We start from the raw sequence: 24,112 nt of genomic DNA, 5'->3' as shown, positions 1-24,112 counted from the left end.
GCGAGAGATTTGCGTTAGCTGTCTGCTCTGAGGCGCGGTGGCCAGCCTGCACTACTGTCATCCCGTTTTCGCGAAAAGAAAAATAATACTTAGGTATAATATTTTGTTGTGGTTTCAGAAACAGGCCGCTACCAGTGGCTGTGAGAGTCTACTTTATGGATAGTGTGAGGCCGACATGCGTCTACTGATTGTATTTTTCATACTCTTTACTTCAACTGCAATTGCAGAGTCTTACGAGCAGGAATGGGGGCAAAGTGCTTCTTCAATCCCGGCTTGGGCATCTTCCGCCGAAGGAAGTTGCAAGAAGATGGGACTTACCGTCATTCCGGGCATGTACTATGATGGTGAATTTTTTGTAAGGGCAGAGCAGTACCCGGTCGAAAGCGAAGGACGGCTGACGGCCACCTGTTATGACAAGTATGACAACACAACCTGGGTTGAGCTATATTGCAAGATTACAAAGGACGACGGTAGCTTTTACCGGCATCGAGGATATTGTCAGGAACCGGTTGTATGTAACCGCTGTACTGAATTTGGTAACCCAATAGACGCTGCTGCTGGCGTTAAGCGAGAGAATTCGGTCGATTGGACCTCGCCCAAGGATGCCAGATTCCAGATTGAAAGGTTGTACCTGTCCAACGGTAAGCTCTCCATGGGATGGCAGGGCAATGCCAATCGTGTTGGCCATGCTGGCGTTTGGCGGTCTTCGTTTAACGAGCTTTTTCAATATACTTACTCGCTTAACGAACATGTTTTCTTTCGGAAAGATGGATCGCGTATCCACTACCAGAACGACGCAGACCGCACGGCAGTTCACCCTCAGGACGCCATGAAGTTCAAAACGACTGGGCACTGGCTCTATGGTTTCACGCTTCATGCCACAGACAAGTCAGGGCTGACGCGTAGTTTTGATGCTCGGTGGACCTGGGATCGGCGTCTAAAAGGTCTTAAATGGCCGGACGGGTATGAAATCAATATCGATTGGACGGATGCTCAAATCGCCGTTGTCAGGGATAACAAAGGGCAGCGCGCCGAGTATACATGGAGGACCGATACGGTTCCAGGTAGCACGCGTGAGCTAATTTCCAAAATTGAAATCGACACGGATTACGATGAAACATTCACACCCGAGCTTCGCATCGACTATTCCTATGAACCTAATGTACGTGTTCCATCCGTGCCGATGCTTACAGAGGTCACACGAACGGATCTGGCGACGGGAACGAGCGAGCTGGCCTACCGCTATTCTTACCTTAAGGATGCGAATGATAGGCCATACTATCCGTTGTTGCTGTCTCAGATTTATGATGGCCGGCTGAATGCACAGGGCGATCCGACGCTTTATGCCGAATTTGGATACCAATTAGCTGCACCTGTCGACATTACGACCGGTGGCTCAGCTTCCGGCGGTCAAATGTTCATGTTCAGCACGCCCTTTGGGACTTCCATACGCCCCGCCATATCAACGACCCATGTTGGAGCGAACAGCTATCAAGTGCAACTGGATCCTGATGATGTGACGGCTTCTCGACGTCGTGTCATCAACCCACTTGGGCATGAAACCGTCTATGATTTTACTCTGGAGGGAGATCGAGCCTATGCCTCTTCTGAGGCGGGTGAAGCTACTGATAACGTTCTTGCGACGACCCTGTCGCGCGATTTTACACCCAATGCTGGGGCACCAGAAGGGTTGGTGTATGCTCAGGTCGGGCATAACGGGTCACGGACGACTTATGAACGCGATCCGCAAGGTCGTATTTTGACCAAAACCGAGGATGCCGATGGCGCAAATCCCCGTGTCACAACCTATACGTGGAAAGGCGATACAAATCTTCCTGCGACGCGCAGCACATCGCAACTGACCGAAACGTTCAGTTATACGCCAGAGGGATTGCTGTCCCAATATAGTCAGACCGACGCTCTGGTGGGCAGCGCAGATTATGGGAAAAGCCGCACCTGGAGCTATACATATTCGGTGAATGCACAAGGTTTGTCTTTGTTGAAGTCGGTCGATGGGCCCGGACTTTCGGCTGACGGCGTGGACGATGTCGTCACCTATGAGTATGACGCGAGCGGTAACCTCACAAAAACCACGGATGCAAATCAGCTTGAGACAGAAATTGTCACCCGCGATGCATTGGGTTTGCCATCGCTGATGCGTGATCCGTATGGGGTGGACTGGGCTTTTTCTTACGATATCAATGGTCGGGTCACATCTGTCGAACGCAATCCCGGCACCGCGAAAAGCGTCTCCAGCACATACACCTACGATCCGGTCGGGCAACTGACGTCATACACCAACTTCCGAGGCCACACATGGAGCTTCGAATACGATCAGGCCAGGCGCATGAACCGTACGGTCGGTCCGACCGGAGACGTCGTGAACTATACTCACGATGCGATGGGCAATATCACACACGTCGAATACACCGATGGTGTCAATGCCGCAGATTTCTGGGAGGATACCGAGTTTGACAAGCTTGGCCGTCTGTTAAAGACGGTTGGTGCGGAAGGTCAGATCTGGCAGTATCGCCATGACGTTGAAGACAATCTAGATCGGGTGACCGACCCGCTTAATCTGACGACGGACAACAGCTTTGACGCGCTAAATCGACTTGTTAGCGTCGCGGATCGGGCAGGTTACACCAGCCAGAATGAACATGACGACGCCGATCAGATCACCGAGTTTACCGATCAGCGCGCGATTGATACGGACTTTGTCTATAACGGTTTTGGTGAAGTTCTGAGCGAGGTCAGCGCCGACCGCGGAACCATGTCGTATACATATAACAACCGCGGCCTCGTATCCTTGATGACCGACGCGCGCGGCGTGGTCTCGACCTATGAATATGACAACGGTTCACGCTTAATCGCACGCCGCTTCCCAAGCGATCCAGCCCAGGACCAAACGTTTAGTTACGTGATGGAAAAATCTATCACCCCTACGAAGCTGGATATCACGCAGATTAACGGCCAAGTGGCGAGGGTTGGTACCCCGATTCTATTGGCGTCAGGGGCAGAGGTCGAGCTGACTGATGATGGTAATCTGACGTACTCGCAGAATGGGGCGTTTAATGCACTGCAAACTGGTGAGACGGCCACCGATACATTCAATTACTCGACAAGAAACAACTGGGGGGAGGCCTCGGATGAAGTTGTGAATGTGGTTGTCGATGGTGTTACGTATCCGACACCGAACAGAGCGATTGCCTTGTGGGAAACGACTTCAGTAGATATCGACGATGTTGTTTTGCCGGGTGAGTTCACGGTTGAAGGTTGGGTCAAGTTTCCAGCTGGCACTGTTATTCGCAGCGATGAAACCCTTATTTCTGACGGAACGGTGGACCAGAGTCTTAATTTTGCATTCGAACGATTCCGCTTCTGGTCTCAAGGTGTGGACCGGGTTGCCGCCTCTACACCTGCGACATTTGAGACTTGGACACACTACGCCATTACCCGAGATGCATCAGGTATACTGCGGATCTATATTAATGGCGTGTTGGATGCCACGGGTTCCAGTTCGTATACGCATCCATTGACCGTCGGTACGATTGGCAGCGTCAAAAACGTTACAGCTGCTCAGTTTGATAACCTTCGCGTCTGGTCGGTTGCCCGCACCGAGGTTGAGCTTGCCAACAATATGAACGGGCATGTGCCAGTGAACAGCCCCGGCCTTGAGCGTTACTACGCGTTTGACGGCATAGGTGATGTTGCCGTCGATGAAACAGGAAACGCCACGGATGCGGTTATGGCCGGGGGCACCAAGTTAATCGGCTCTGGGTCACCGGTCACCGATGCCTCGCCTTCGACTGATCCAACGGCGGACTATTCTGGGGCCACAGATCGCGTGCTAGAGCTCAATGACTCTTGGTATGTTGAAGTTGGTGACATCGCCTTAGACGGTGAGTTCACCATTGAGAGTTGGGTGAAATTCCCGAGTGGATCTACTATTAACTATCGCGATCAGCTGGTTTCGGGGCAACCAGAAGAGAAGCAGCTCGTGACCTTTAATGACGGCCGGTTCACCCTATACTCGGAAGGGCAGAACAGATTCAGTGCATCCACACCTTCGCCTCATAACACTTGGACACACTACGCGCTCACTCGGGATGCTACAGGTGTCCTTAGGATCTATATTGACGGTCTGTTGGACGCGACGTCGAGCGGCCCGTATGCAACACCTGTTACGATCAGAGCTATTGGTGGCGTCGGTAATTATAAGACGAAGGCCCAGTTTGATAATCTGCGCATCTGGTCGGTAGCACGTACGGAAGCCGAGCTTGCCAGCAATATGAACGGGCATGTGCCCGTAAATAGCTCAGGCCTCGAACGGTACTACTCGTTTGATGGGCAAGGTGATATCGTCAGTGATGAGACGGGGAGTTCAGCGGCTTCAGTTGTTGCCAGCTACACCTATCTGATCCAGGGAGCGTCGTATGTCCCCGATCGCCTGGGCGTCTTTGCCGCAGTGCAGAATCGAACTCTCTCCGTTACCGAAGGCATTGACGTCACCTTCAATTTCTTGGACGAGCCTCTTGATCTTCCCGGAAGCGGTCATGCAGATTTGACCACTGACGCCAGCGGAAAATCTTATGTTCAGTTCGACCAACACACCGGAGTCCCGATCACCGACTTCCGGCAGATCGAGCAGCATGACTATGGGGTGACATATGCCCACAATGCCGAGGGACAGATCACATCGATCACCTACCCTTCCGGGCATGTCGTGGCCTATACCCGCGATGCGGACGAGCGGATTACGGACATCACCGTCGATCTTGGCGCAGGCCCTGTCTCGGTCATCTCGGGTGCAAGCTACCTGCCCAACGGTCCCCTGACCATGATGACCTATGGTGACGGCAACCTGCACCGCGCCATCTATGACAACTCGTATCGCCTGGCCGGTCTGCAAGACGGGCAGGGGGCGACCATGCTGCGTGACGCGACATATACTTGGACCGTCCGCAACAACCTTGCCGCTGTCAGTGACCCAATCAACCCGGGGCGCAACGCCACCTATGGCTATTCCCCGCGCGAGTTTCTGGCCAACGCGACCGGCGCTTGGGATACGCTGGACTTCACCTATGACGGGGTTGGCAACCGCCTGACGCGGAGCGCCACCCAGTCCGGCAATACCAGCACCGATACCTACGCCTATTCCAGCCTCAGCAACCGCCTGCAATCCATCACGGGCGATGCACCGCGCAGCTTCACCTATGATGCGGCGGGCAACACCACCTATGACAATCGTCAGGGCGGCGGCTATGGCTATACCTATGACGCGGCGAACCGGATGGAGAGCTTCTCGATCAACGGCGTTGTGCAGGCCGAGTATGTCTATAACGCGCTTGGCCAGCAGGTGATCCGTCGCCTGCCGCAGGACGGGCGCACCATCCATACGCTGTTTGACCTCGCGGGCAATCGCATCGCGGAATACGAGGTTGATCCGCTGACCGATATCTCGACCCTGCAGCGCGAGTATATCTGGATGGACGGCACCCCCGTCGCGGTGATTGAGAACGGCACGCCCTACTTTGTGCGCACCGACCATATCGGCCGCCCGGTCTTTGCGACCAAGAGCGCCGGCGTGTCGATGTGGCAGGCCAGCTATCTGCCCTTTGGCGGCGTCCACACCACGCCCGGAGATCCCATTCTCTTGCGTTTCCCCGGTCAATGGTTCCAATCCGAGTCCGGCCTGCACCAAAACTGGATGCGTGATTATGATCCTCCCACCGGACGCTACATCCAAGCCGGCCCGCTGGGGCTGGTCGATGGGGCAAGTGTGTATGGATATGCGCTGCAGAACCCGGGGAGGTATGTGGATCCGAGGGGGGAAAATACCGCTGTTATTGGTGGAGTGTATGGTTCCACGGTTGGCGGACCCCTGGGGGCGATGGCCGGTGCTTTGATTGGCCTGGGAATAGGCTATTTTGGAGGTGAGGCCCTCATTGACCTTTGGAATAATAACTCCTCTGAAGGGGGGCGTGCCAACGGGCCAATGCCATATGGTCACGGCCTTGAACATGAGGCTCTAGCTTTCCCGCTAAACCCATTCCCACAGGACCCGGGAAGCTGGTATTGTCAAATGCTAAGAAAATATATCAATGTTCTCCGTACGACGATTGCTTGGCGCTACACTGATCTAAATCGAAGCTCAGCGTCTTATGGGACCCACCTCCGGTACATAAAAAAACTGGAGGGCCATCTGAAGAAAATGGAAGCAAATCATGAAGCAGTATGTGGGGGGAGGTGCTACGGGCCATGAGAGTACGAAATAGAGACGAGAATACTGGTAGGATTGGTGGATTTCTGTATGGGCTTTGCGCGCTCAGTGGAGATCTTCGTGAGTATGAAGGTAGCGCCTATAGTCTTGAGATGAATCCTGAAGATCACGATATCGGAGCTGCCATTAATGCATTTTTCTGTGGACAGTACGAGTTTTCTTTTACTTTGGTCGAAGACCTTGAAGATCGCTTGGGCGAGTTGGAGAAGCGCGTCGGTCGATATATGTTGCCGGATCTTCGCTTCGGTTCTGAAGAATTTGTTTCTGGTATGAGAGGCTATCTGGCATTTCGCTTGATGGATATGATTAATGACGTTTTCGACGAGTTTCCGCTTTGTGCCAGCGTTACTCACTTGCGACATAGGTCGAACTCAGTTGAGGCTGATTTTTTTGGGATCATGTCAGGAAAAAGACTACTTGTGCTGCAGTTCAACAAATATGTGGCAAGACAGTTTGCGGATTAAAGTTCCAGAAGCCAAAAGTTCCGATAGAGCCCACGTGTTGCCCGTAAGCAGCTGAAACAAATCCCGATCCATCCCCAGCGGTTTTCCTAAAGGGCTACCAATGAAGCGTCATATTCTGGTTCGTGCGCACCGATCATATCGGTCGCCCTGTGTTCGCGACCAACAGCGCGGGTGTGTCGATGTGGCAGGCGAGCTATTTGCCATTCGGCGGCGTCCACACCACGACCGGAGATCCCATCCTGCTGCGTTTCCCTCCCTCTCGCGCATCTTGCAGATGCGCTGCCGGGCAGCGGGACAATGGTTCCAATCCGAGTCCGGCCTACACCAAAACTGGATGCGCGATTATGATCCGACGACGGGGAGGTATTTGCAGGCAGACCCGCTGGGACTGGTCGACGGGGCGAGCGTGTATGGATATGCGCTGCAAAATACTTTCAAGTATATTGATGTAATGGGGCTTTATACAGTTAGGTGTCGGGCCACGAATACTGGCGGTGTCGGCTATGAAAAGGGAGACCAATATTATGAAGGTGCAAGGAAAATTTGTGAATATGAATGTACACGTACGGATACTGGGCAGCGTGCAACTGTAAGGGCTTGCGCGAAAGATTTGGCTGCGGGGGATGTGTGCTATGGAGTTGAGTATCATCAAACATATCGAGAGGTAAGAGGAGAATACACTCCAGTCAACATACCTGATGGCTGGCCAAGCGGTTTCAACTACGATACAGATAGCTTCTGGGATAATAACTGGAATTATGACTCTGATTTTGTTGACGCCATAAAAGAGGAGTTTGGTGAACAATGAGGTTGGTAACGAGGATACTATTCGTCGGTATCGTTCTAGCCCTCATGGCGATGGCGATAGCACCACCCCTGATGATGTCGGGCATTGAAGAATTAAATTCGGTAGCGATCGTTATCTTGAAATACCTTTATCCACCGTTCGGAAGTGTTGCAGCTAACGAAGCATTTGTGACTAATGGATATTGGCGATTCTGGTGTGATATTTTGCCTAAATGCTCCCTAGTCGAGGAGGGAGACGGTGTCGTGTATATGTTCGAAATGGATTAGTTGTTTTAATAGACTTCATCTACACTAGATGGTTCCAATCCGAGTCCGGCCTGCACCAAAACTGGATGCGCGACTATGATCCCACCACCGGACGCTACATCCAAGCCGACCCGCTGGGGCTGGTCGATGGGGCAAGCGTCTACAACTACGCCCTGCAAAACCCGGGGAGGTATGTCGATCCGAGGGGGGAAGAGACGGCCACTATGGGCGGCTCGGCGAGTAGTAGAGCCGCAGGAACTTGGGGTCGTCGCGCAGCCACTGCAGGAGCAATGTGTGCCATCGATGGGCCGGTCCCGGCAGGGGATGTTCTGGCTGCCCTGTTCATTATCGGAGCGACGGCTTACGATGTGTATCGTTGGACGATCAGTTGCAATGAATGTTCTGACACGGTCGCTAATAGGAATGAAGGCAATTGCTATGCGGCGTATGAACGGCGAAATGATGAATGCCGTCGCATGATGGGAAGAACGGATCGTCAGAAACGCCGCCGTCAGCAATGTTGGGAAGAGTCCGCCGATCTGTTGGCGGAATGCCAAAGAAAGGAAGGCAAATGATAGCCCCCAAAAGCCAAAGTGCGGATTTTTCTATTTGTTTAACGGGAATACGTAAGAAGTCCTCAGATGATGATGTTCGCATTCTGATAAGTTCACCTATGTCGAATGGGAGCGAGTATTTCTGTGAAGTGACAGTAGAAGGGGTGGCTGAAAGCCAAGCAATTTATGCCGACACGCCGCTAGATGCTCTGGTTAATGCGGGCAAATACTTACAGGGTGTCATATACCCTCTGATACCGAAACTGCGTGAGATATCTGATGATACTGTGCCTGATTGGCCTCAATGTGATCTAGTATTACGCAATAGCTGTGCTGAGAGTTCCTGAGATCCACTAACGCGGGGCGCTTTACTTTGTGCGCACCGACCATATCGGCCGCCCTGTGTTTGCGACCAACAGCGCCGGCGTGTCGATGTGGCAGGCCAGCTATCTGCCATTTGGCGGCGTCCACACCACGACCGGAGACCCCATCAACCTCCGCTTCCCCGGCCAATGGTTACAATCCGAGTCCGGCCTGCACCAAAACTGGATGCGTGATTATGATCCGACCACTGGGCGGTATATCCAAGCGGATCCGTTGGGGTTGATACCGGGGTCGTCCCTCTATGGCTACGTATATCAGAACCCAATGTATTGGACGGACCCCACGGGGGAATGCCCGATTTGTGGACAAGTGTTGAAGCAAGGAATTAAGAAGACATTACAGAAATTGAGAAAAAGAAGGCTGAATAAGCAGTTGATTAAGAACGGGTGGGTTTGCCATGGAACGCGGAGAGATCATTTTGAGAATAAGAACTGCCCAGACGATTGCCCGGAGCGAGTCTTTGCTGTTCATCTTGATAAACGGACGGCGCAAGAACTTGCGAAGACCGCCGCGCCGCCGCATTGTCGAGCTTTCTATGGCCACTTTCGCTGCCAGAAAGTCAAGGATGTCCTCAAGAAGTAAGGTAACAGCTTGTACAATGGAATATGAAATTGGATCGAATAACTACGCCGCCGTTGGGGCAGTAGATCTTTCTCGATACACGCTTGACGAAGTACTAAATTTCTTGAGCGATTGTGTGTGCTCAGGCGAGGTGCTTCTATTTTTTCGCCTGCTAGACTTGCCTCTGATCAAGCGCGCGGATTTTGATGATCTAGGCGAGTCATTTCTATATGCCTGCACAGGCGGTAATAGATGTCATGTTCTTGCGCTACTCGAAAAGGGGATGGATCCAAACTATGTCTCAAGATCAGGGGAAACACCGGTGAGCTCAGCGGCTGCTTGGGGTAATGATTCAATTGTGAGTTTGTTGTTCGAGCGCGGCGCGATATTTCGCTACAGTTCGATCAATCAAAATGAGGAACTGAGACTGCTTCTTTCAAATTGTGCACCGGAAACAGTTATGGAAGTGCTTTCGACGTCCGGTTTTACATCAGATAGGGTGGTAGAAAGTTCCATTGCAGAGCTTGCCTCCGAAATTGGACGTAAAGACCTGGTACGCCTGATGTAGAAGGGGGTTGGAAAACACATAGTGTGGATTGGGCCCACATCTGGATGGAGGGCACCCCCGTCGCGGTGATCGAGAACGGCACGCTCTACTTCGTGCGCACCGACCATATCGGCCGGCCTGTGTTTGCGACCAACAGTGCGGGTGTGTCGATGTGGCAGGCGAGCTATCTGCCATTTGGCGGAGTTCACACCACGACCGGAGACCCCATCCTGCTGCGTTTCCCGGGACAGTGGTTCCAGTCCGAATCTGGTCTGCACCAAAACTGGATGCGCGATTATGACCCGACCACGGGGCGATATCTGCAGGCTGACCCGTTAGGGCTGGTCGATGGGGCGAGTGTGTATGGGTATGCCCTACAAAACCCGGGGAGATATATCGATCCGAGGGGGGAGCAGGGGATTGCCCTAGGTGGTGGCCTCGGAGGTGGAGTTGGGACCGGAGGGGGAGTATTGGGCGGGCCAAAATCACTTCCTAATTGGGGAGATCCGGTTCGGCCATTGACGCCAATTGAGCTTCTACTGCTTTTACTTGGTGCAACTATGAACACCATGTGCGAAAGTTGTCCGCCCTGCAAACCCTATCCAGTGGGTGATATTGGATATATCGGACCTGAAGTACACCAGCGTGGCCGCGACGCAGGTACGTATCATTATCATATTTACGAAGTTCAACAGAAGCCTCACAATTGCGAATGTTTCTGGAGAGAAGCAACGAAGCGCCATACAGGCAACCACCACTCATATGTTCCCATCGGACATAATTTGAATGGAAATGGTAGGCCGCCAAGCTATCCATAGGGAGAGTGCAGATGACAAATACTGCGATAGTGTCGATGATGATCTGCGAGGCGCCGAGATTTGTTGCGGGTAGGTGTGTCGTTTCGGCGTCGGATGCAGTCTGGGAGCCGGTAGAAACATTACCTCCTGAACTTCGTTCGGTTGTTTCTGACGAACTCCTTAGTGGCTCGGTTGTATATCCGGGTGCCTTGCAGGCGACTGACATAAACATCACGCGCGTTGCGCGACGTCTTGGTTTGTTTCTTTGTTTTCGCGCTGTGGAAACGGATGCCCTGAGTGCCCTAGAAATTCAACCTGCATCTGATATTTATGAAGAGTTATCGGATCAACTCATTCCAGTTGGTTGGGATGTCTGCAGTGGAAACGGTTGGCTTGCCGCATCGTGTCATGGAATCTATCCGTTTGATCCCTTTGTAGGCCCAAACTCAGATAACTTAGACCTAGATATTAACGACTTTGCGCTACTAAGAAACCTTGAAGACTGTCGCCAATGTTGCGATCTGAACAATCAAGAAATACCTGAACATGCCCCATGGTTTCCTGTTGCCATCTACCTGATGGAAAGCGACGTTGCTCGATTGAAATAATTAATGCATCTACCGCACGGATAACTTGTGCGCAACTCTTGCGCGGTCTTTGCGACCAACAGTGCGGGTGTGTCGATGTGGCAGGCGAGCTATCTGCCATTTGGCGGCGTCCACGCCACGACCGGAGACCCCATCAACCTGCGCTTCCCGGGGCAGTGGTTCCAATCCGAGTCCGGCCTGCACCAAAACTGGATGCGCGACTACGACCCCACCACCGGGAGGTACATCCAAGCCGACCCGCTGGGATTGGTCGATGGGGCAAGTGTCTACAACTACGCCCTGCAAAACCCGGGGCGGTATGTGGATCCGAGGGGGTTGTCGGTCGGAATTGTCACTCCTAGGGAGGGTTTCCCGAGTCTTCCCAACGTGGGTTTACATTGTGTGAGCGACGACAGTTGGTGTTGGGAACGTGAGAGCAGGGAAAGAAATAACTGCAGGTTAAGATTTGCATCAGGTCGAATCAAAAATCTAGGCGCCTGCCTAAGAAGGGCACAGATGCGGCGAGATCTCTGCCGACGAGGGGAGCCTGATAGAATGCCGGAATGGGATGAGGAGTCCGATTTCGATCCCGACGACCCTCTCATTCCGATCGACCGGTTCGACTATATCGGGCTTGGTTTAGCAATCGCGGGTGCTGTACTTGCGATTCTATCAGGTCCGGTTGGAGTAGCTACACAATAGCAGCTAAATTCCACCGAAATATCACCTAAGATCATTTTTCTAGGAAGGTACCGTTACTGTGAAGGTAAAATATCTGAAGAGAAGGCTTGCTGAGGTTCAAGAAAAAATTGAGACTCACGATGAGGATTCCTTTGTGAACGATGATGCTATCTCTGAAATATCAAGCGTGTTCTCAGCATTCGTCACCGAGGCACAATTGAGGTTGCAGGATATTAATCCCCTTGGGGTTGAGGATTATTGGTTGTTGGATGTGTTTTCGGTATGTCGCATGGATGCAGATTTTAATGCTGCGTTCGAACGAATTTGCGTGTCGACCTTTGCCGATTTTGATCAACTATACGCACTTTCATGCAGCTTCTTTTATCGACAGCATATAGAGGATCCTCACGAACTAACGTCTCTAGACCGATACCGTGAGATAATGGGGCGAGTGGTTTCTGAAGATGTGTGTGAGCGGCTGATTGCAAAATTGCGTAAGTTTGGCGTATTGAGGTAAATTCTGACGGCACCTGTAGCTTCCCAATACTCTCGTCCAAAGTGTAGGAAGTGGTGGTCGAGAACGGCACGCTCTACTTCGTGCGGACCGACCATATCGGCCGTCCGGTCTTTGCGACCAACGGCGCGGGCGTGAAGATGTGGGATGCCACATACCTGCCATTTGGCGGCGTCCACACCACGACCTCGGATCCCATCCTGCTCCGTTTCCCTCCCTCTCGCGCATCTTGCAGATGCGCTGCCGGGCAGCGGGACAATGGTTCCAATCCGAAAGCGGCCTGCACCAAAACTGGATGCGCGACTATGACCCCACCACCGGACGCTACATCCAAGCCGACCCGCTGGGGCTGGTCGACGGGGCGAGCGTGTACGGGTATGTATTACAGAACCCGCTCAATAACACGGATAGGACAGGGTTACTTTGTGGAACGGGCGCATGTGTGGGCGGCGCTGCAGCGGCTGCTGGCTGGGGATACCGAGCATACAGAGCTTACCGGGCTGCTCGTGCTGTGGGAAAGGCCGTAGGCGAAGCCGCAAAGGCAGTGCCCAAGGCCAACGAGGATGACGAGTGTGAGGACAATTGTGGGCCCCTTACGAGGCGCCAAGCTCTGGCGAAAGCGCAGCTTCTGGCGCAGATCCCGCGCAAAAATAGGACTCCAATACCATTCGAATCTCTGAATCCAAGCAGTCGCGGTGCAAACTGTGCTCGTATCCGGAGATCTGGAGGAACACATCTTGGCTACAGTTGTAGTTGGAATACGCAGCACAGAATAGAAGATCATCCAGACGGGCACCCGGATATGCCAGGTGGACATCATGATTGTCCCCATATACACGTTTACGACTTTTTTGGTCGAACTATCGCAATAATAACATACAAAAGAGGCACTTGACGCATGACGCCAAACATATATTTGAGCAAAGATCACCCAATAGATTGGCGTTTGAATGGTGAAAGGCCCAGCCTTGTAGTGGGTCATAAAGATGCTGGCATGGCGGGAACTTCCAGCGTCTATGCGCTGGTTGGTTTGGAAGGTGATTTTTTTGGTTTTATACCTCGGCTTCTCCACGAAGCATATGTGCTAAAAGATCTAGGCGTCCGACCAGCTGTTATGTGTAATGAGAGATTCATACTACATAATCCAACTTCAGAATTTTCGCGTTGGAGCAAAGATCTAAGCAGATATTCAGGAGAGATGAAGAAGGCGAACCTCGCAGAAAGGTATGGCAAGGAATATGTTAGCTGTTGTGAACCTCCAGTGTTGCTCAATGTGCTGGATGAGCTAACTAAAGCTGCTTCAGATATTCGGAAGACCAGAGGACAACACCTTGAGTTTGCATTGGATGAAGCGGAGGTGCTTCCGTTTGAGTTTTTGACTTTTTGGCCAGACTTTGGGTTAGATGTTGGAAGGTTTATGCTGTTGTATGAGTTGTCGGGAAAAAGCGCCATGAGTTGGCTCAAACAACTGACGCAGGATCTAGAAGTGTCTCTGAAACCTGTCTCCTTTCAGGACATTCCTAGTTTCTAAAGAGATTGTTTTCACAAACGCCCTGTGTTTGCGACCAACAGCGCGGGCGTGTCGATGTGGCAGGTAAGCTATCTGCCATTTGGCGGCGTCCACACCATGACCTCGGATCCCATCCTGCTCCGTTTCCCTCCCTCTCGCGCATCTTGCAGATGCGCTGCCGGGCAGCGGGCCAGTGGTTCCAATCTGAGTCCGGCCTGCACCAAAACTGGATGCGCGACTACGACCCCACCACCGGACGCTACATCCAAGCCGACCCGTTGGGACTGGTCGACGGGGCTAGTGTATATAACTATGCCCTGCAAAACCCGGGCCGGTATGTCGATCCAAGGGGAGAGAATACCGTAGCACTTGCACCGCTTGTATGCACCGGGCCGCAAGCTCTGTTATGCGGTGCAATCGTAACTTGCGCAGGCATAGCGGGTTGGTTGATCTATCAGGCAACCGGAAGCACTCCGCAAGAATGTGATGGTTGCTTTGCCTTTAAACAAACGCCCCCACCACCGTGTCGCAACTGCAAGCTCATTAATCAAGTGCAAGGTGTGGACTCTCCCGGCCCACTTACACATTGTACCTATCAGTGCTCGGATGGATCTACTCCAACTATTGAGCTTCCCGGGTGGGTCACTTGCCCCGGTTCAGCTCGCTTTTGATGAGAAAGATGGATCAAAAATGCCATACACAAACGACCTAAATGGATTTAAAAGGCAGGACGCTGTAACCTTAACACCAAGGGCCATGGAAAGCGTCAACGCCTATCTCAGTAGCGGAGAAGCTGTAGGTGAGGTGAATTGCTTATCTACTTCATAAGACTGACTGAAAAAGATTTAGATGGCCAAATGAGTATCGTAAGAGAAAAAGGCTTTGTCTGGGGTTCCTATCATGAGGCTGATATTCCTGAGCTCGCGATAAAGAACATCTTGGGCAAGAAGTTTGCTGTCCTGTTGAATACTGGAGAATCTGGTGATGCGGTGATTATCGACCACCGGGAAGATGGTTTCTTTCTGATTGAGTATAGTGAATAACTTATCCGATGTATCAGTGCACTACGCCGAGCGTATCGACATACTGGTGGTAAGAACACCAACGTATATCCGGGGCTGGAATGATGTGGAAAATCACAACGCTTGCGATTGCGTTTCAGCTTTCATCATGTCTCTATGCGTCCGCTGCAGAGGGAGAGCTACGAGATAAGCACTATTGGTCAGTTTTGCAGCGACTGAATCAAATCGTACCGGAAGGCGCAGTTGAGCCGCATGGTATTCTCACGGTCGCTGTCAAGGAGCCTATGTTCTTGGGCTTTCCTGTGCCCACGATCCAAAAAGAAGTACCTCTGTTATGGTTTAGATTGTCAAGCGACCATGGCGGCTTTGGCGGATTATTCTTGACTGAAACAGCTGGGGAGGGTGCCCCTTTTTTATTTGTAGGTGAAGAGCCAACCGAACAGGTGTGTACTATGATCTACGAAATAATGCGGGATATTGATGTTTCTTCGGAGGTATCCGCAGCGCTTGGAGATGTTTGCAACAGGTGAGAAGCAACCAAGAGCCTGTATAGCTGTGTGATGATCTGAAACCACAGCAACCCCCGTCGCGGTGGTCGAGAACGGCAGGCTCTACTTCCTGCGCACCGACCATATCGGCCGCCCGGTCTTTGCGACCAACAGCGCGGGCGTGAAGATGTGGCAGGCGAGCTGGGTTGGAAAAGCCCGGTCGCATTCGAACGAAAGGTGGCTCTGGCCGAAGCTGTTGGATTGGTTAATCCTTAAGACTGCAGATCCAATGAAATCAAAAAGCTTTGTTTGTGAACGCTAGGATTCAAGCGAAATACGAGCTCGTTGGGGTCGATTGCCGGAGGGGGCAGAATCCTACGCTAAGGACGGGTTGGGTTATTTTCGCCACCGATATTCACCTGTGAGCAAGATATGAGCCCATCCGAGGGGCGAGATGTGTGCAAGGAGATCTGGTGGGCAATCCAATCCGGCGTTCCGTCTTTGTGAGACAGCATGGCCCAGGTGCCTTGTGTTCCAATAGATGATGATCGCTGCCAGTAAGTTCAGCCCGGCCATGCGATAGTGCTGGGCTTCGGCCGTACGGTCTCTGATTTCACCTTGGCGACCAATTCGTAGCGCGTTCTTCAAAGCATGGTGCGCTTCCCCTTTGTTCAGCCCGATTTGAGCACGGCGCTGCATGTCCACATCAAGCAGCCATTCAATGATGAACAATGTGCGTTCGATCCGGCCGATCTCCCGCAGCGCTTGGGCAAGTTCATGTTGCCGGGGATAGGCGGCAAACTTCTTCAGAAGTTGGCTGGGCGGCATGATGCCAGCTGCCATTGTGGCTACCGCGCGTAAGATATCCGGCCAATTCTCAGTGATCAGCCGCTCCTTGATTTTGCCACCGATCATACCACGCAGTTCTTTAGGTGCATTCGCTGGGTCAAAGGCGTAGAGCCGTTTCGAAGGCAGATCCCGGATGCGTGGAATAAACCTGTAAGCCAAGAGCGCAGTGGCTGCGAACACGAGATCTGTGAAGCCGCCAGTGTCAGCATACTGTTCTTTGATTTTCCGGCCGGCCTTGTTCATCAACAAACCGTCCAAAATATAGGGTGCCTCATTCACGGTTGCAGGGATGTTCTGCGTTGCAAATGGTCCAAACTGATCTGACACATGAGTATAGGCTTTTAGACCCGGCACAGATCCGTACTTCGCATTGATCAGGTTCATTGCCTCACCCTGCCGTGTGGTCGGGAAGAACTGCCCGTCACTGGATGCGGTTTCACCGACACCCCAGAACTGGGCCAATGGAAGTTTTGATTGTGCCGCAATGACCATCGCCAAGGCACGATTGATAGCCTCGCTTTCCATGTGCCAGCAAGAGATACGTGAGAGCTGGAAGAAGTTATGCGTGTCTGTGGCATCCGCCATTTTGCTCAGCCCGAGGTTCAGGCCTTCGGCAAGTAAAACATTCAACAAACCTGTCTTATCTTTGCAGGGCACACCCGTCCTGAGATGCGTGAATGCTTCCGTGAACTCGATATCATGATCAACATCCTGCAAAAGATCAGTAATCCTTACGTCTGGTAGCCGCTTGTTCAGATCGAGAATAAGTTCCTCGGCTTCAGCCGGAACAGCGGACGCCAAACGATCTGTACTCAGCACGCCGTTTTCGACGGTCCCGCCTGGGATCGCACCTGTTCTGGCCGCTTTCGCCAACCGTTGTAGCCCGTTCTCCAAACGAGCCTTGCGGTCCTCGATCCAAGTCTCAGGGTCAAACGGCATGGCCAGTTTCGGAACAGTTTGCGCAAATTCAACCGGAACCAAAGCCTCTTTCAGATCGCCGTATCTGCGCGAACTCGCCAGCCAGATATCGCCTGATCGGAAAGCGTCACGCAGATGGCTCATCACAGCCACTTCCCAAAGGCGGGGTTCATCACTCCCCGCGTTCTTGAGGTGACGGTGCCATTTTTGGGCGGCGCGAAGAAAGACCACAGGCCGGCTGGGGTCTTTTCCTGTGCTCGCGATGATCATTGCCGCAGCCAGCAAGGGTTCGGCAACAGATGCCGCGCGAATATCGAGCGCACGCAACATACGTGGGGCGTATCGCCGGAACCGGTGATAGCCATGCACAACATGAGCCATCGGATCCGCAGACAGTGTGTCCGTCAGACCCGCAGCTGTTGCAACCAGCGTTTCAAGCTGAGGCCAGCCGCAGGAAGACTCCATTGCTGCGTCAAGAGATGCTTCATCCCCCTTCGCTTCCAGAAGGGCCGCGCCTAGATTCTTGAACGAGCAAAGCGTTTCATGCAGCGCCGATTTCGCATCTGCAATCTGTGCCGCACAGAGCTTCTTTGCGTCGCGCCAGGTTTTTCCAACGATCCGATCATGAGTTTCGACAACCGCATCAGCGATGGCGCTTTGCCATTCCAAAGCGCAAACTGCGAGAATTGCAAGCCGACGATCGCCCGAGATGTCGCGTAAGTCGCCAGCAAAATACCGTTCTCCCTGACGTCGAAGCTGAGCTATTCGGTGGGGCGGAACACCAGCGAGCGCGTCCCCGGCCAGCTCTAGGTTCTGCAGAAACTCTAACCTGTCTAGCAGGCGGTTCACGTCTGCTGAGTTTTGACCAACTTCAAACTGACGCAGCCAGACAAAGCGTGTGACATGCCCTTCCACATCTTCTGACAAGAGCGCATCGAGCTGGGCGCAGGCCTCATCGTTAAGACGCCAGACGATACGCGCTTCGATCTGCCGCTCAGCAGCGACAAGCACATCAGCGCAAAGCCGTTCAATAACGGTTACGCCCGGTAGGATGGTTTGGTTGGTCCGGCATTGCTCAACAAAACGTCTGGCCAAATCTACATTGGACCGAGCAAGCTCAGCTTCAGCCGTCAACCAAGCCTTTAGATCCCGTGCGCCTTGGCCCGTGAACATCTTATACCCGTACGTGTTCCGCAATATTGCAAGATGTTCATGTCTGGTTTCTTCGCGGACCGCATAGTCGATCAGGTCATCAGGCCGAATCCCTAACTGTGCTGCCAGATATCGAGTGATCGGCTCCGGGATGACTTCCCCCGGTGCCAGCAGACGCCCCGGATAGCGCAACGCGCAGAGCTGAAGTGCGAAGCCAAGGCGATTGTGACTACGGCGGCGGGCCCCAATAATTTCCAGATCGTCATCCGCGAGGGTGTAATGGCGTAGGATCGTGGCTTCGTCGGTCGGCAGGTCAAATAGCGCGGCTTTCTGGCGCGCAGTCAAAATGGATCGGCGGGGCATGATGGTCTTTCTGAAATGTTTGGAAATGTGTGTCCGTAAGGGGAGCGTTGAACGGTCATTTTTCAGCCAACTCATCCTCCCAACGATTCTGGGGCGAATGCCGTCTCGTATAGATGGTACGTTTAAATTTGCAATGAAGGCGCCTTATTCGTACACATGGGCCCATGAACACAGCTCTCATCGGATACGCCCGTTGCTCAACTGACGGTCAGGACCTGACCGCCCAGAAACAGGCGCTGGAAAAGCTCGGCGTGACCCCAGATCGCATCTATACTGATCACGGTCTGACCGGCACAAATCGCGCCCGCCCCGGTCTTGATCAAGCATTGGCCGCAGTTCGTGAAGGGGACACATTCATTGTTCCAAAGCTCGATCGGCTGGCCCGCTCCGTGCCGGATGCGCGCGCCATTGCTGATCAGCTCGAAGCGAAGGGCGTGAAACTGGCACTCGGCGCGTCGGTCTACGACCCGACCGACCCTATGGGAAAAATGTTCTTCAACATTCTCGCCACCTTCGCCGAGTTTGAAGCTGACCTGATCCGCATGCGAACCCGCGAAGGCATGGCCATTGCACGCGCCAAGGGCAAGCTGAGGGGCAAACAGCCGAAGCTATCTGACAAGCAGCAAAAGGAGCTGTGCCGCATGCATGGCACCGGAGAGTATTCAATCAGCGATCTGGCAGAGGTGTTTTCCGTGTCTAGGCCAACCGTTTATAGGACGCTGGCGCGGAATAGAGGTTGACCAAATGGGGCAACATCTTCAACGAGGTTTTGCGGCGGCTAAGCCCTTGAAATACTCTGCCAAGTAAATGCCGCAAAACACTTCAGTTCCGGGATCTGGATAACCATCTAGCACGCAATTCTATTTGAGAAAGTTCAAAAGATTGCAAAATGGAAAAATGGCATCGTGAGGCACCCAAAAGCAAGATCGTTGGTTCGCTTTCACTCCAGCAGCTTGATCGAGGTTGAGCTTATCGTCCAAGATAAGGCCAGCTTCATCTATGATATCGTATTGAAGCTCACCTGTTGAGTGCGGCTCAACTACATCGACTCCCCGCCAACGGCCCCTGATCACTTTTGAAGTGACGATTGTAAAATTGTCAGAGTCTTTGCGCATCACAATGAGTTGTTCGCCGCTTTCATCGACGACACCTCTCTCCGATAAGTATTTTCCTCTGACAGCCTTATGCTTGTTGAACCTACTGACGATGATATCTGGATCTGGATACTTCATGGCACTTTAGAATGTAAAATCGATGATAAAGTTACCCAGTTCTTTCGCAGGGTTATGGCTGACTGTTCCTCCTCCAAGAAAGCCTTGCGGCCCCCTACCAACCGCTCGCTCTAAAACGGTTTCGAGTCGCTCGTTTGCGATAAATCCTGAATTGAGCTGACCACGCGCCGCTCCTTGACTTTTCATGTAATCAGCAACTGCTCTAATATCTTTAGGATCTAAGGTTTTCGTCACACCAATTGTAGCTTTTGCAACGCCGCGAGTTATGGTGACCTCTGACAACTCGATACCTAGCCTGCGTGCAGCTTCCAGTGCGGCTTGCCGAGCAACCTCCCTTCTCGCCGCGGCAGAAACGGCTGCGCCTTTCAGAGCTGCTCTACCACCTTGGATTACAACTCCTCCGCCAGCAGCTACTGACCCTACTTCCACGCCAGTTATTACGTCACCAGTAGCCCTCTCACCCCATGACTTACCGATACGACTTATATGGTTTTCGGCTCGACCTTCCCAATAATCATCAACCCCGAGATTGTCTCGTACGCGATCCCACCAAGATCCACGTTCTCTAATTGCTTCAGCACGCTCAAGTGCATCTTGAGCGGCCTCAGCATTGGCGCGATCCGAGTCTTCTTGATTTCTTAGAAGGTCTGTCGATTCATTCCCTCCGGGATCCAACTTATTGACAGGATCGTTGTGGGAATAGGCATAACGGTTGGTCCCGACCTGAGGATTGGCGGGATCATACCAGTCAGGTTGAATAAACATCGCCGAGGCTTGCGAAGCAAAGAGCGCGAAAAGCGCGGTCAAAATGAGCTGTTTCAAATGGCGGAGCATGGTCATTCCCCTAAAACGTGTAATTACAAGCGGACGTTACCCTATCTTTGCAGTGCTCGCCAACCCAAAGATTCCGCCCTGTCAAACATGCCCTGATTGACCCGCTGAAGGTAGGCTAGATAGGCGCGTTGATCTTCTGGAACGTCCTGCGCCGTTGGATATTTCTCATGAAATTCCGTGCGCAGCAGGTGGTAAGCCGCCGTGGCTTTCTTGACCATGATATAGGCGAACATCGAGTAATGCTCGATCAGGATATCTGCCACGGACATGGCATCGTGATAACGCTCTTGTGCGATCAACTCTTCCACGATCACGGCGGCAATGACCGCCACAGATTGTTCGGCATCTAATGGGGTCAGAAACACGCCGTTTGAAACCGCGGCATCTGTGATGGGCAGAAGCTTGCGATAGTGCTGATCACGCGTGCGACCAGCCCCGCTTGTGGCTTCCAAGTTGTGTGTGACACCATCGTCATCGGTGAATTTCACAAAAACATGCAGCGGTGCCATGGCAGGCGTCACATCCAGCCCGAGCCGCTGGCCGAGGATGATGAACAGGAATGGCATGGTAATGCAGTTGCCGCGTCGATCCTGAATGTAATCCGACAAGAGCTTGTTGCGTACGTCGAGGCCGTATGGATCGCCATGATCGTAGCTGAAGGCACGGCTACCATTCCAATCGCCTGCCTGATAGGTGTAGCGGCGGATGGTTTCGACCTTCTCCCAGCTCGTGGCGTTTGGCGGCAGCATGGAGCGGATCGTGGCGACCATCTGGTCAATCTGGGCAAGCTGCGTTTCAACATCGATGCGGGGATCAATCATGCGATCAACTTCGATTTTCACGCGAGCAAAATCGAGGATGTTCATATCGCGGGTAAACAGTTCGCGTACGTCAGAACGGATGTCTGCAAGCGCAATGCTAACCGGCAGGAATAAAGCTAAGAGAAAAACTAGAATATGCGGCATCAAACACCCTTTCAGGTGGAGTTGGCCGAAACAGCGGGCCGATTGCAAGCGTGAAGTAAAAGTAAGGGTGACTTTGTTCGTCTCTCAGTATCGCTGTGCATCTGTTCCGAATTCCCAATCAGCTACGGAACCAGAATTCAGGCGAATAACAAGCTAATTTTAAAACCAGAATCCCTTAGCGTAGGATTCTGCCCCCTCCGGCAATCGACCCCTGGTTTCTCCAGACCTTTACAGAATCGAAGTTGATGGTGTTCGATCTCGGGGGAGATACCAAGTACGATCGTCGCGCAGAAGGCGGCTGGTAAACCGCGGCGTTCGCTGGGTTTATTGGGTCCGGGTCCGCGCAAAGCGGGTCCGGATACCTCATACGAATAAAGAGGGGGCTATGACCTCAGGTCGCCATGGTTGCATAGCGACAGGGGTTATTGGATATGTGGCAAGTGGAGGCAACCTGCCCTAGCGCCTTTTTGCACGAAAATTGATGCAACAATTCGGACGGTATTTCATTCTTCACCTGGCAGGCATCCACGCTCGGAAACCGGATGCTAATATATGGGATCCTGGTTACCTCAGCTGTCAGCTGATCCCAGCCCACTCCAACTTGGATAATCATAGATAAGCATCATCAGCTTCTTGCACAGATCAAACAGCACATCGTGATTGGGTGACTTTTCAAGGAAGGCGAGCGAGAACAGGCAGCGCACGGTGATCTCGTTCTGCAAAACCATGAGGTCCGCCATCATCTTGTCCGGAGGGGGATTGCCGAACCGCTTTTGCAGTTCGAAGATGCGAATTGTAACCTCGTGAATATGTTGTTCTTCAAGCTTGGCAAGCTCGGGCGTCAGGCCCATGGCCATGCGCAGCTTCCAGTTTTCCAGTGAGTTCAGCTTAGGGTCGCTAAGTGCGGTCAGAAATGCGTCGACGCAATCTTCTTTGGTTGCATCATCCGGCAGGCTGTCCTTGACGCGATCCAGCGTCTTGACCGTTTCGGACAGCCACTGGCGAAATAGTTCATAGAAGATCGCTTCTTTATTAGGGAAGAACTGATACAGCGACCCGACGCTGATCCCGGCACGCTCGGCGATGCCGATGGTTGTGATCTGATGGGCGGGACCTGCGGTCAGAAGGGCGCGCGTCACTGACAGGATTTTCTCGACCTTTTTGCGCGATCTGGCCTGTTGGGCCTCTTTTCGGGGGGTCAGCTGAGGGTTCTTCATCAGGTCGTTCTGGCTTTCTGCTAGAGCGCACAACCGCATCCATGGCTGCCCGCATAGTGCAAGAGCATAACCACAGATGCGATTTAGGATAGGGGCGTCTTACGTTCCCTTGGTCCAATAGGCTGCGACATAGCGCTGCGACTTGTCGATCCGCGCAATGGCATCAGCTTTGCGCAGCTTTGCGACAGGCTGACTTTCTGCCGAGAACCACAGGAAGGGCGAGGTCAGCTGGTCCAGTGCGGCGATTGCCGCATCGGCCAGATCCTCTTCTGGTGACAGCCATTGCAGCGCCAGTCCGGGATGTGCGGGCATCGGATAATCGCGCGCGCCTGATGTGCTGAGCAGTCTGACCGCGCCTGTACAGGTGGCGGGTAGGGTGTCGATGATCCGTGCAATCGCCGGGAAGGCGGTCTCATCGCCACAGATCAGGATCTCGTCGGTCTGCACGATGCCTCCGCCACCCGGGCCAATCATTGCCACGCTGTCGCCAGTCTTGACCGTTCCGGCCCAGTCCGAAGCACGGCCGCCATCGTGACGGAAGACATCCGCCGTGATGGTACCGGCCTGCTGGTCGAATGCGCGCATCGTATAGACCGGACGGTGCAGGGTTTTCTCGCCCGAGGGCCATTTCGTTGCCCCGCTTTTCTGCACGCGTGGCCATTCGGGTGAAGTATCACCGGGGGCTGGCAGGACAAAGCGGAAATGGATTGCCGTATCGTCGAAGTCCTGAACCCGTTCGGGTCTTAGAACAAGGCGATAGAAATCTGTTCCAAGCTCGGTTCGCTTAAGGATCTCGGCAAACTGAAAGTTCGGGGGCAGAGTTTCAGCGGCAGGGCCATCGGACCACCGAATGCTGTCCGCCAGATCAGGTACGAAATAGATCAGATGCTCGATCAGCGAGTCGCGCAGGATATACAGATGCTCGTCAGTCTCTGCTTGGACATGCAGGCGGATGCCGTCGGGCTGAGCGGTCAGTCCGAAAGCACCATATTCGGAACTGACCATCAGGTGGTCATCGTGGTTTGCAAGCACCGGAAGATCATGTTCGTCGGCTTCATGCAGCATCATCTGGCGCATCGCGGGAAAGGCAAGGCCCGCCAGATCAGCATGTACTTTAATCAGATCAGTCATGTTCGC

General features: G+C 52.9%; 21 protein-coding genes and 2 pseudogenes. 17 read left to right on the top strand and 6 right to left on the bottom strand.

The window, feature by feature from the left end; all coding sequences use genetic code 11:
* Positions 1–175: 175 nt before the first annotated feature.
* The 16 genes and pseudogenes from FIL88_RS15930 (at position 176) to FIL88_RS15860 (ending at position 15,487) form a co-directional block, all read left to right on the top strand.
* Complete coding sequence (locus FIL88_RS15930) at positions 176–6,265, top strand: LamG-like jellyroll fold domain-containing protein (RefSeq protein ID WP_142854874.1); 6,090 nt, start codon at positions 176–178, stop codon at positions 6,263–6,265.
* Positions 6,262–6,747, top strand: a complete 486-nt coding sequence (locus tag FIL88_RS15925; RefSeq protein WP_142854873.1) for a hypothetical protein — start codon at positions 6,262–6,264, stop codon at positions 6,745–6,747. The genes FIL88_RS15930 and FIL88_RS15925 overlap by 4 nt, the downstream gene beginning before the upstream one ends.
* A 100-nt stretch (positions 6,748–6,847) precedes the next feature.
* Positions 6,848–7,555, top strand: a complete 708-nt coding sequence (locus FIL88_RS15920) for an RHS repeat-associated core domain-containing protein (protein WP_142854872.1) — start codon at positions 6,848–6,850, stop codon at positions 7,553–7,555.
* Between the two features lie 211 nt (positions 7,556–7,766).
* A complete protein-coding gene (locus tag FIL88_RS15915) occupies positions 7,767–8,375 on the top strand; it encodes an RHS repeat-associated core domain-containing protein (RefSeq protein ID WP_142854871.1) in 609 nt (202 codons plus the stop codon).
* Positions 8,376–8,729: 354 nt separating this feature from the next.
* A complete protein-coding gene (locus FIL88_RS15910) occupies positions 8,730–9,320 on the top strand; it encodes an RHS repeat domain-containing protein (RefSeq protein ID WP_221931169.1) in 591 nt (196 codons plus the stop codon).
* A 16-nt stretch (positions 9,321–9,336) separates the two neighbouring features.
* Positions 9,337–9,867 carry an ankyrin repeat domain-containing protein gene (locus tag FIL88_RS15905; RefSeq protein ID WP_142854870.1) on the top strand — a complete coding sequence of 177 codons (531 nt, stop codon included), beginning with the start codon at positions 9,337–9,339 and terminating at the stop codon, positions 9,865–9,867.
* 44 nt (positions 9,868–9,911) lie between these two features.
* Positions 9,912–10,664 carry an RHS repeat domain-containing protein gene (locus FIL88_RS17160; RefSeq protein WP_142854889.1) on the top strand — a complete coding sequence of 251 codons (753 nt, stop codon included), beginning with the start codon at positions 9,912–9,914 and terminating at the stop codon, positions 10,662–10,664.
* A gap of 11 nt (positions 10,665–10,675) precedes the next feature.
* Positions 10,676–11,251, top strand: coding sequence for a hypothetical protein (locus tag FIL88_RS15895; RefSeq protein WP_142854869.1), 576 nt, complete (start codon positions 10,676–10,678; stop codon positions 11,249–11,251).
* A 75-nt stretch (positions 11,252–11,326) separates the two neighbouring features.
* Entirely contained in the window at positions 11,327–11,932 is a 606-nt protein-coding gene (locus FIL88_RS17155; protein WP_142854868.1) for an RHS repeat-associated core domain-containing protein, read from the top strand.
* 58 nt (positions 11,933–11,990) lie between these two features.
* A complete protein-coding gene (locus FIL88_RS15885; protein WP_142854867.1) occupies positions 11,991–12,428 on the top strand; it encodes a hypothetical protein in 438 nt (145 codons plus the stop codon).
* A 232-nt stretch (positions 12,429–12,660) separates the two neighbouring features.
* Positions 12,661–13,320, top strand: coding sequence for an RHS repeat-associated core domain-containing protein (locus FIL88_RS17150; protein ID WP_142854866.1), 660 nt, complete (start codon positions 12,661–12,663; stop codon positions 13,318–13,320).
* Positions 13,321–13,341: 21 nt separating this feature from the next.
* Positions 13,342–13,956 (top strand): hypothetical protein, encoded by a 615-nt coding sequence (locus tag FIL88_RS15875; RefSeq protein ID WP_185960991.1) that lies wholly within the window; start codon positions 13,342–13,344, stop codon positions 13,954–13,956.
* A gap of 149 nt (positions 13,957–14,105) precedes the next feature.
* Positions 14,106–14,276: pseudogene (locus FIL88_RS17145) on the top strand (RHS repeat-associated core domain-containing protein); the annotation flags it as partial.
* Positions 14,261–14,422, top strand: a pseudogene (locus tag FIL88_RS17140) (hypothetical protein); the annotation flags it as partial. The pseudogenes FIL88_RS17145 and FIL88_RS17140, both read left to right, overlap by 16 nt.
* Before the next feature lie 370 nt (positions 14,423–14,792).
* A complete protein-coding gene (locus tag FIL88_RS15865; protein WP_185960990.1) occupies positions 14,793–14,978 on the top strand; it encodes a hypothetical protein in 186 nt (61 codons plus the stop codon).
* Positions 14,979–15,058: 80 nt separating this feature from the next.
* Positions 15,059–15,487, top strand: coding sequence for a hypothetical protein (locus FIL88_RS15860; RefSeq protein ID WP_142854862.1), 429 nt, complete (start codon positions 15,059–15,061; stop codon positions 15,485–15,487).
* Between the two features lie 354 nt (positions 15,488–15,841).
* Here FIL88_RS15860 and FIL88_RS15855 read toward each other — a convergent pair whose 3' ends face one another.
* A complete protein-coding gene (locus FIL88_RS15855) occupies positions 15,842–18,727 on the bottom strand; it encodes a Tn3 family transposase (protein ID WP_142854861.1) in 2,886 nt (961 codons plus the stop codon).
* Positions 18,728–18,891: 164 nt separating this feature from the next.
* Here FIL88_RS15855 and FIL88_RS15850 point away from each other — a divergent pair, with 164 nt between their 5' ends.
* Complete coding sequence (locus FIL88_RS15850) at positions 18,892–19,467, top strand: recombinase family protein (RefSeq protein ID WP_142854860.1); 576 nt, start codon at positions 18,892–18,894, stop codon at positions 19,465–19,467.
* A gap of 120 nt (positions 19,468–19,587) precedes the next feature.
* Here the strand turns inward: FIL88_RS15850 and FIL88_RS15845 are convergent, their stop codons facing one another.
* The 5 genes from FIL88_RS15845 to FIL88_RS15825 form a co-directional block, all read right to left on the bottom strand.
* Positions 19,588–19,959 carry a hypothetical protein gene (locus tag FIL88_RS15845; RefSeq protein ID WP_142854859.1) on the bottom strand — a complete coding sequence of 124 codons (372 nt, stop codon included), beginning with the start codon at positions 19,957–19,959 and terminating at the stop codon, positions 19,588–19,590.
* A 6-nt stretch (positions 19,960–19,965) separates the two neighbouring features.
* The gene (locus tag FIL88_RS15840) at positions 19,966–20,799 is read right to left on the bottom strand and encodes an RHS repeat-associated core domain-containing protein (RefSeq protein WP_185960989.1); all 834 of its coding nucleotides are present in this window, start codon (positions 20,797–20,799) and stop codon (positions 19,966–19,968) included.
* A gap of 35 nt (positions 20,800–20,834) precedes the next feature.
* Complete coding sequence (locus FIL88_RS15835) at positions 20,835–21,758, bottom strand: transglutaminase family protein (protein WP_142854857.1); 924 nt, start codon at positions 21,756–21,758, stop codon at positions 20,835–20,837.
* A 569-nt stretch (positions 21,759–22,327) separates the two neighbouring features.
* Positions 22,328–22,975: a TetR/AcrR family transcriptional regulator gene (locus FIL88_RS15830; protein WP_185960988.1), complete on the bottom strand. Its 648-nt coding sequence runs from the start codon at positions 22,973–22,975 to the stop codon at positions 22,328–22,330.
* Positions 22,976–23,074: 99 nt separating this feature from the next.
* Positions 23,075–24,106, bottom strand: coding sequence for a siderophore-interacting protein (locus FIL88_RS15825; protein WP_142854855.1), 1,032 nt, complete (start codon positions 24,104–24,106; stop codon positions 23,075–23,077).
* Positions 24,107–24,112: the final 6 nt, after the last annotated feature.

Source organism: Aliiroseovarius halocynthiae (assembly GCF_007004645.1).
GTDB classification, from domain to species: Bacteria; Pseudomonadota; Alphaproteobacteria; order Rhodobacterales; family Rhodobacteraceae; genus Aliiroseovarius; species Aliiroseovarius halocynthiae.
This window is presented reverse-complemented; position numbering and strand designations above follow the sequence as displayed.

Coding starts and splice junctions, on each gene's coding strand:
- FIL88_RS15825 (WP_142854855.1), bottom strand. CDS start 24,106: ATGACTGATCTGATTAAAGTACATGCTGATCTGGCGGGCCTTGCCTTT.
- FIL88_RS15905 (WP_142854870.1), top strand. CDS start 9,337: ATGGAATATGAAATTGGATCGAATAACTACGCCGCCGTTGGGGCAGTA.
- FIL88_RS15855 (WP_142854861.1), bottom strand. CDS start 18,727: ATGCCCCGCCGATCCATTTTGACTGCGCGCCAGAAAGCCGCGCTATTT.
- FIL88_RS15835 (WP_142854857.1), bottom strand. CDS start 21,758: ATGCCGCATATTCTAGTTTTTCTCTTAGCTTTATTCCTGCCGGTTAGC.
- FIL88_RS17150 (WP_142854866.1), top strand. CDS start 12,661: ATGCGCTGCCGGGCAGCGGGACAATGGTTCCAATCCGAAAGCGGCCTG.
- FIL88_RS15915 (WP_142854871.1), top strand. CDS start 7,767: ATGCTCCCTAGTCGAGGAGGGAGACGGTGTCGTGTATATGTTCGAAAT.
- FIL88_RS15845 (WP_142854859.1), bottom strand. CDS start 19,959: ATGAAGTATCCAGATCCAGATATCATCGTCAGTAGGTTCAACAAGCAT.
- FIL88_RS15925 (WP_142854873.1), top strand. CDS start 6,262: ATGAGAGTACGAAATAGAGACGAGAATACTGGTAGGATTGGTGGATTT.
- FIL88_RS15830 (WP_185960988.1), bottom strand. CDS start 22,975: ATGAAGAACCCTCAGCTGACCCCCCGAAAAGAGGCCCAACAGGCCAGA.
- FIL88_RS15930 (WP_142854874.1), top strand. CDS start 176: ATGCGTCTACTGATTGTATTTTTCATACTCTTTACTTCAACTGCAATT.
- FIL88_RS17155 (WP_142854868.1), top strand. CDS start 11,327: ATGTGGCAGGCGAGCTATCTGCCATTTGGCGGCGTCCACGCCACGACC.
- FIL88_RS15920 (WP_142854872.1), top strand. CDS start 6,848: ATGAAGCGTCATATTCTGGTTCGTGCGCACCGATCATATCGGTCGCCC.
- FIL88_RS15865 (WP_185960990.1), top strand. CDS start 14,793: ATGAGTATCGTAAGAGAAAAAGGCTTTGTCTGGGGTTCCTATCATGAG.
- FIL88_RS15850 (WP_142854860.1), top strand. CDS start 18,892: ATGAACACAGCTCTCATCGGATACGCCCGTTGCTCAACTGACGGTCAG.
- FIL88_RS15840 (WP_185960989.1), bottom strand. CDS start 20,799: ATGACCATGCTCCGCCATTTGAAACAGCTCATTTTGACCGCGCTTTTC.
- FIL88_RS15860 (WP_142854862.1), top strand. CDS start 15,059: ATGATGTGGAAAATCACAACGCTTGCGATTGCGTTTCAGCTTTCATCA.
- FIL88_RS17160 (WP_142854889.1), top strand. CDS start 9,912: ATGGAGGGCACCCCCGTCGCGGTGATCGAGAACGGCACGCTCTACTTC.
- FIL88_RS15895 (WP_142854869.1), top strand. CDS start 10,676: ATGACAAATACTGCGATAGTGTCGATGATGATCTGCGAGGCGCCGAGA.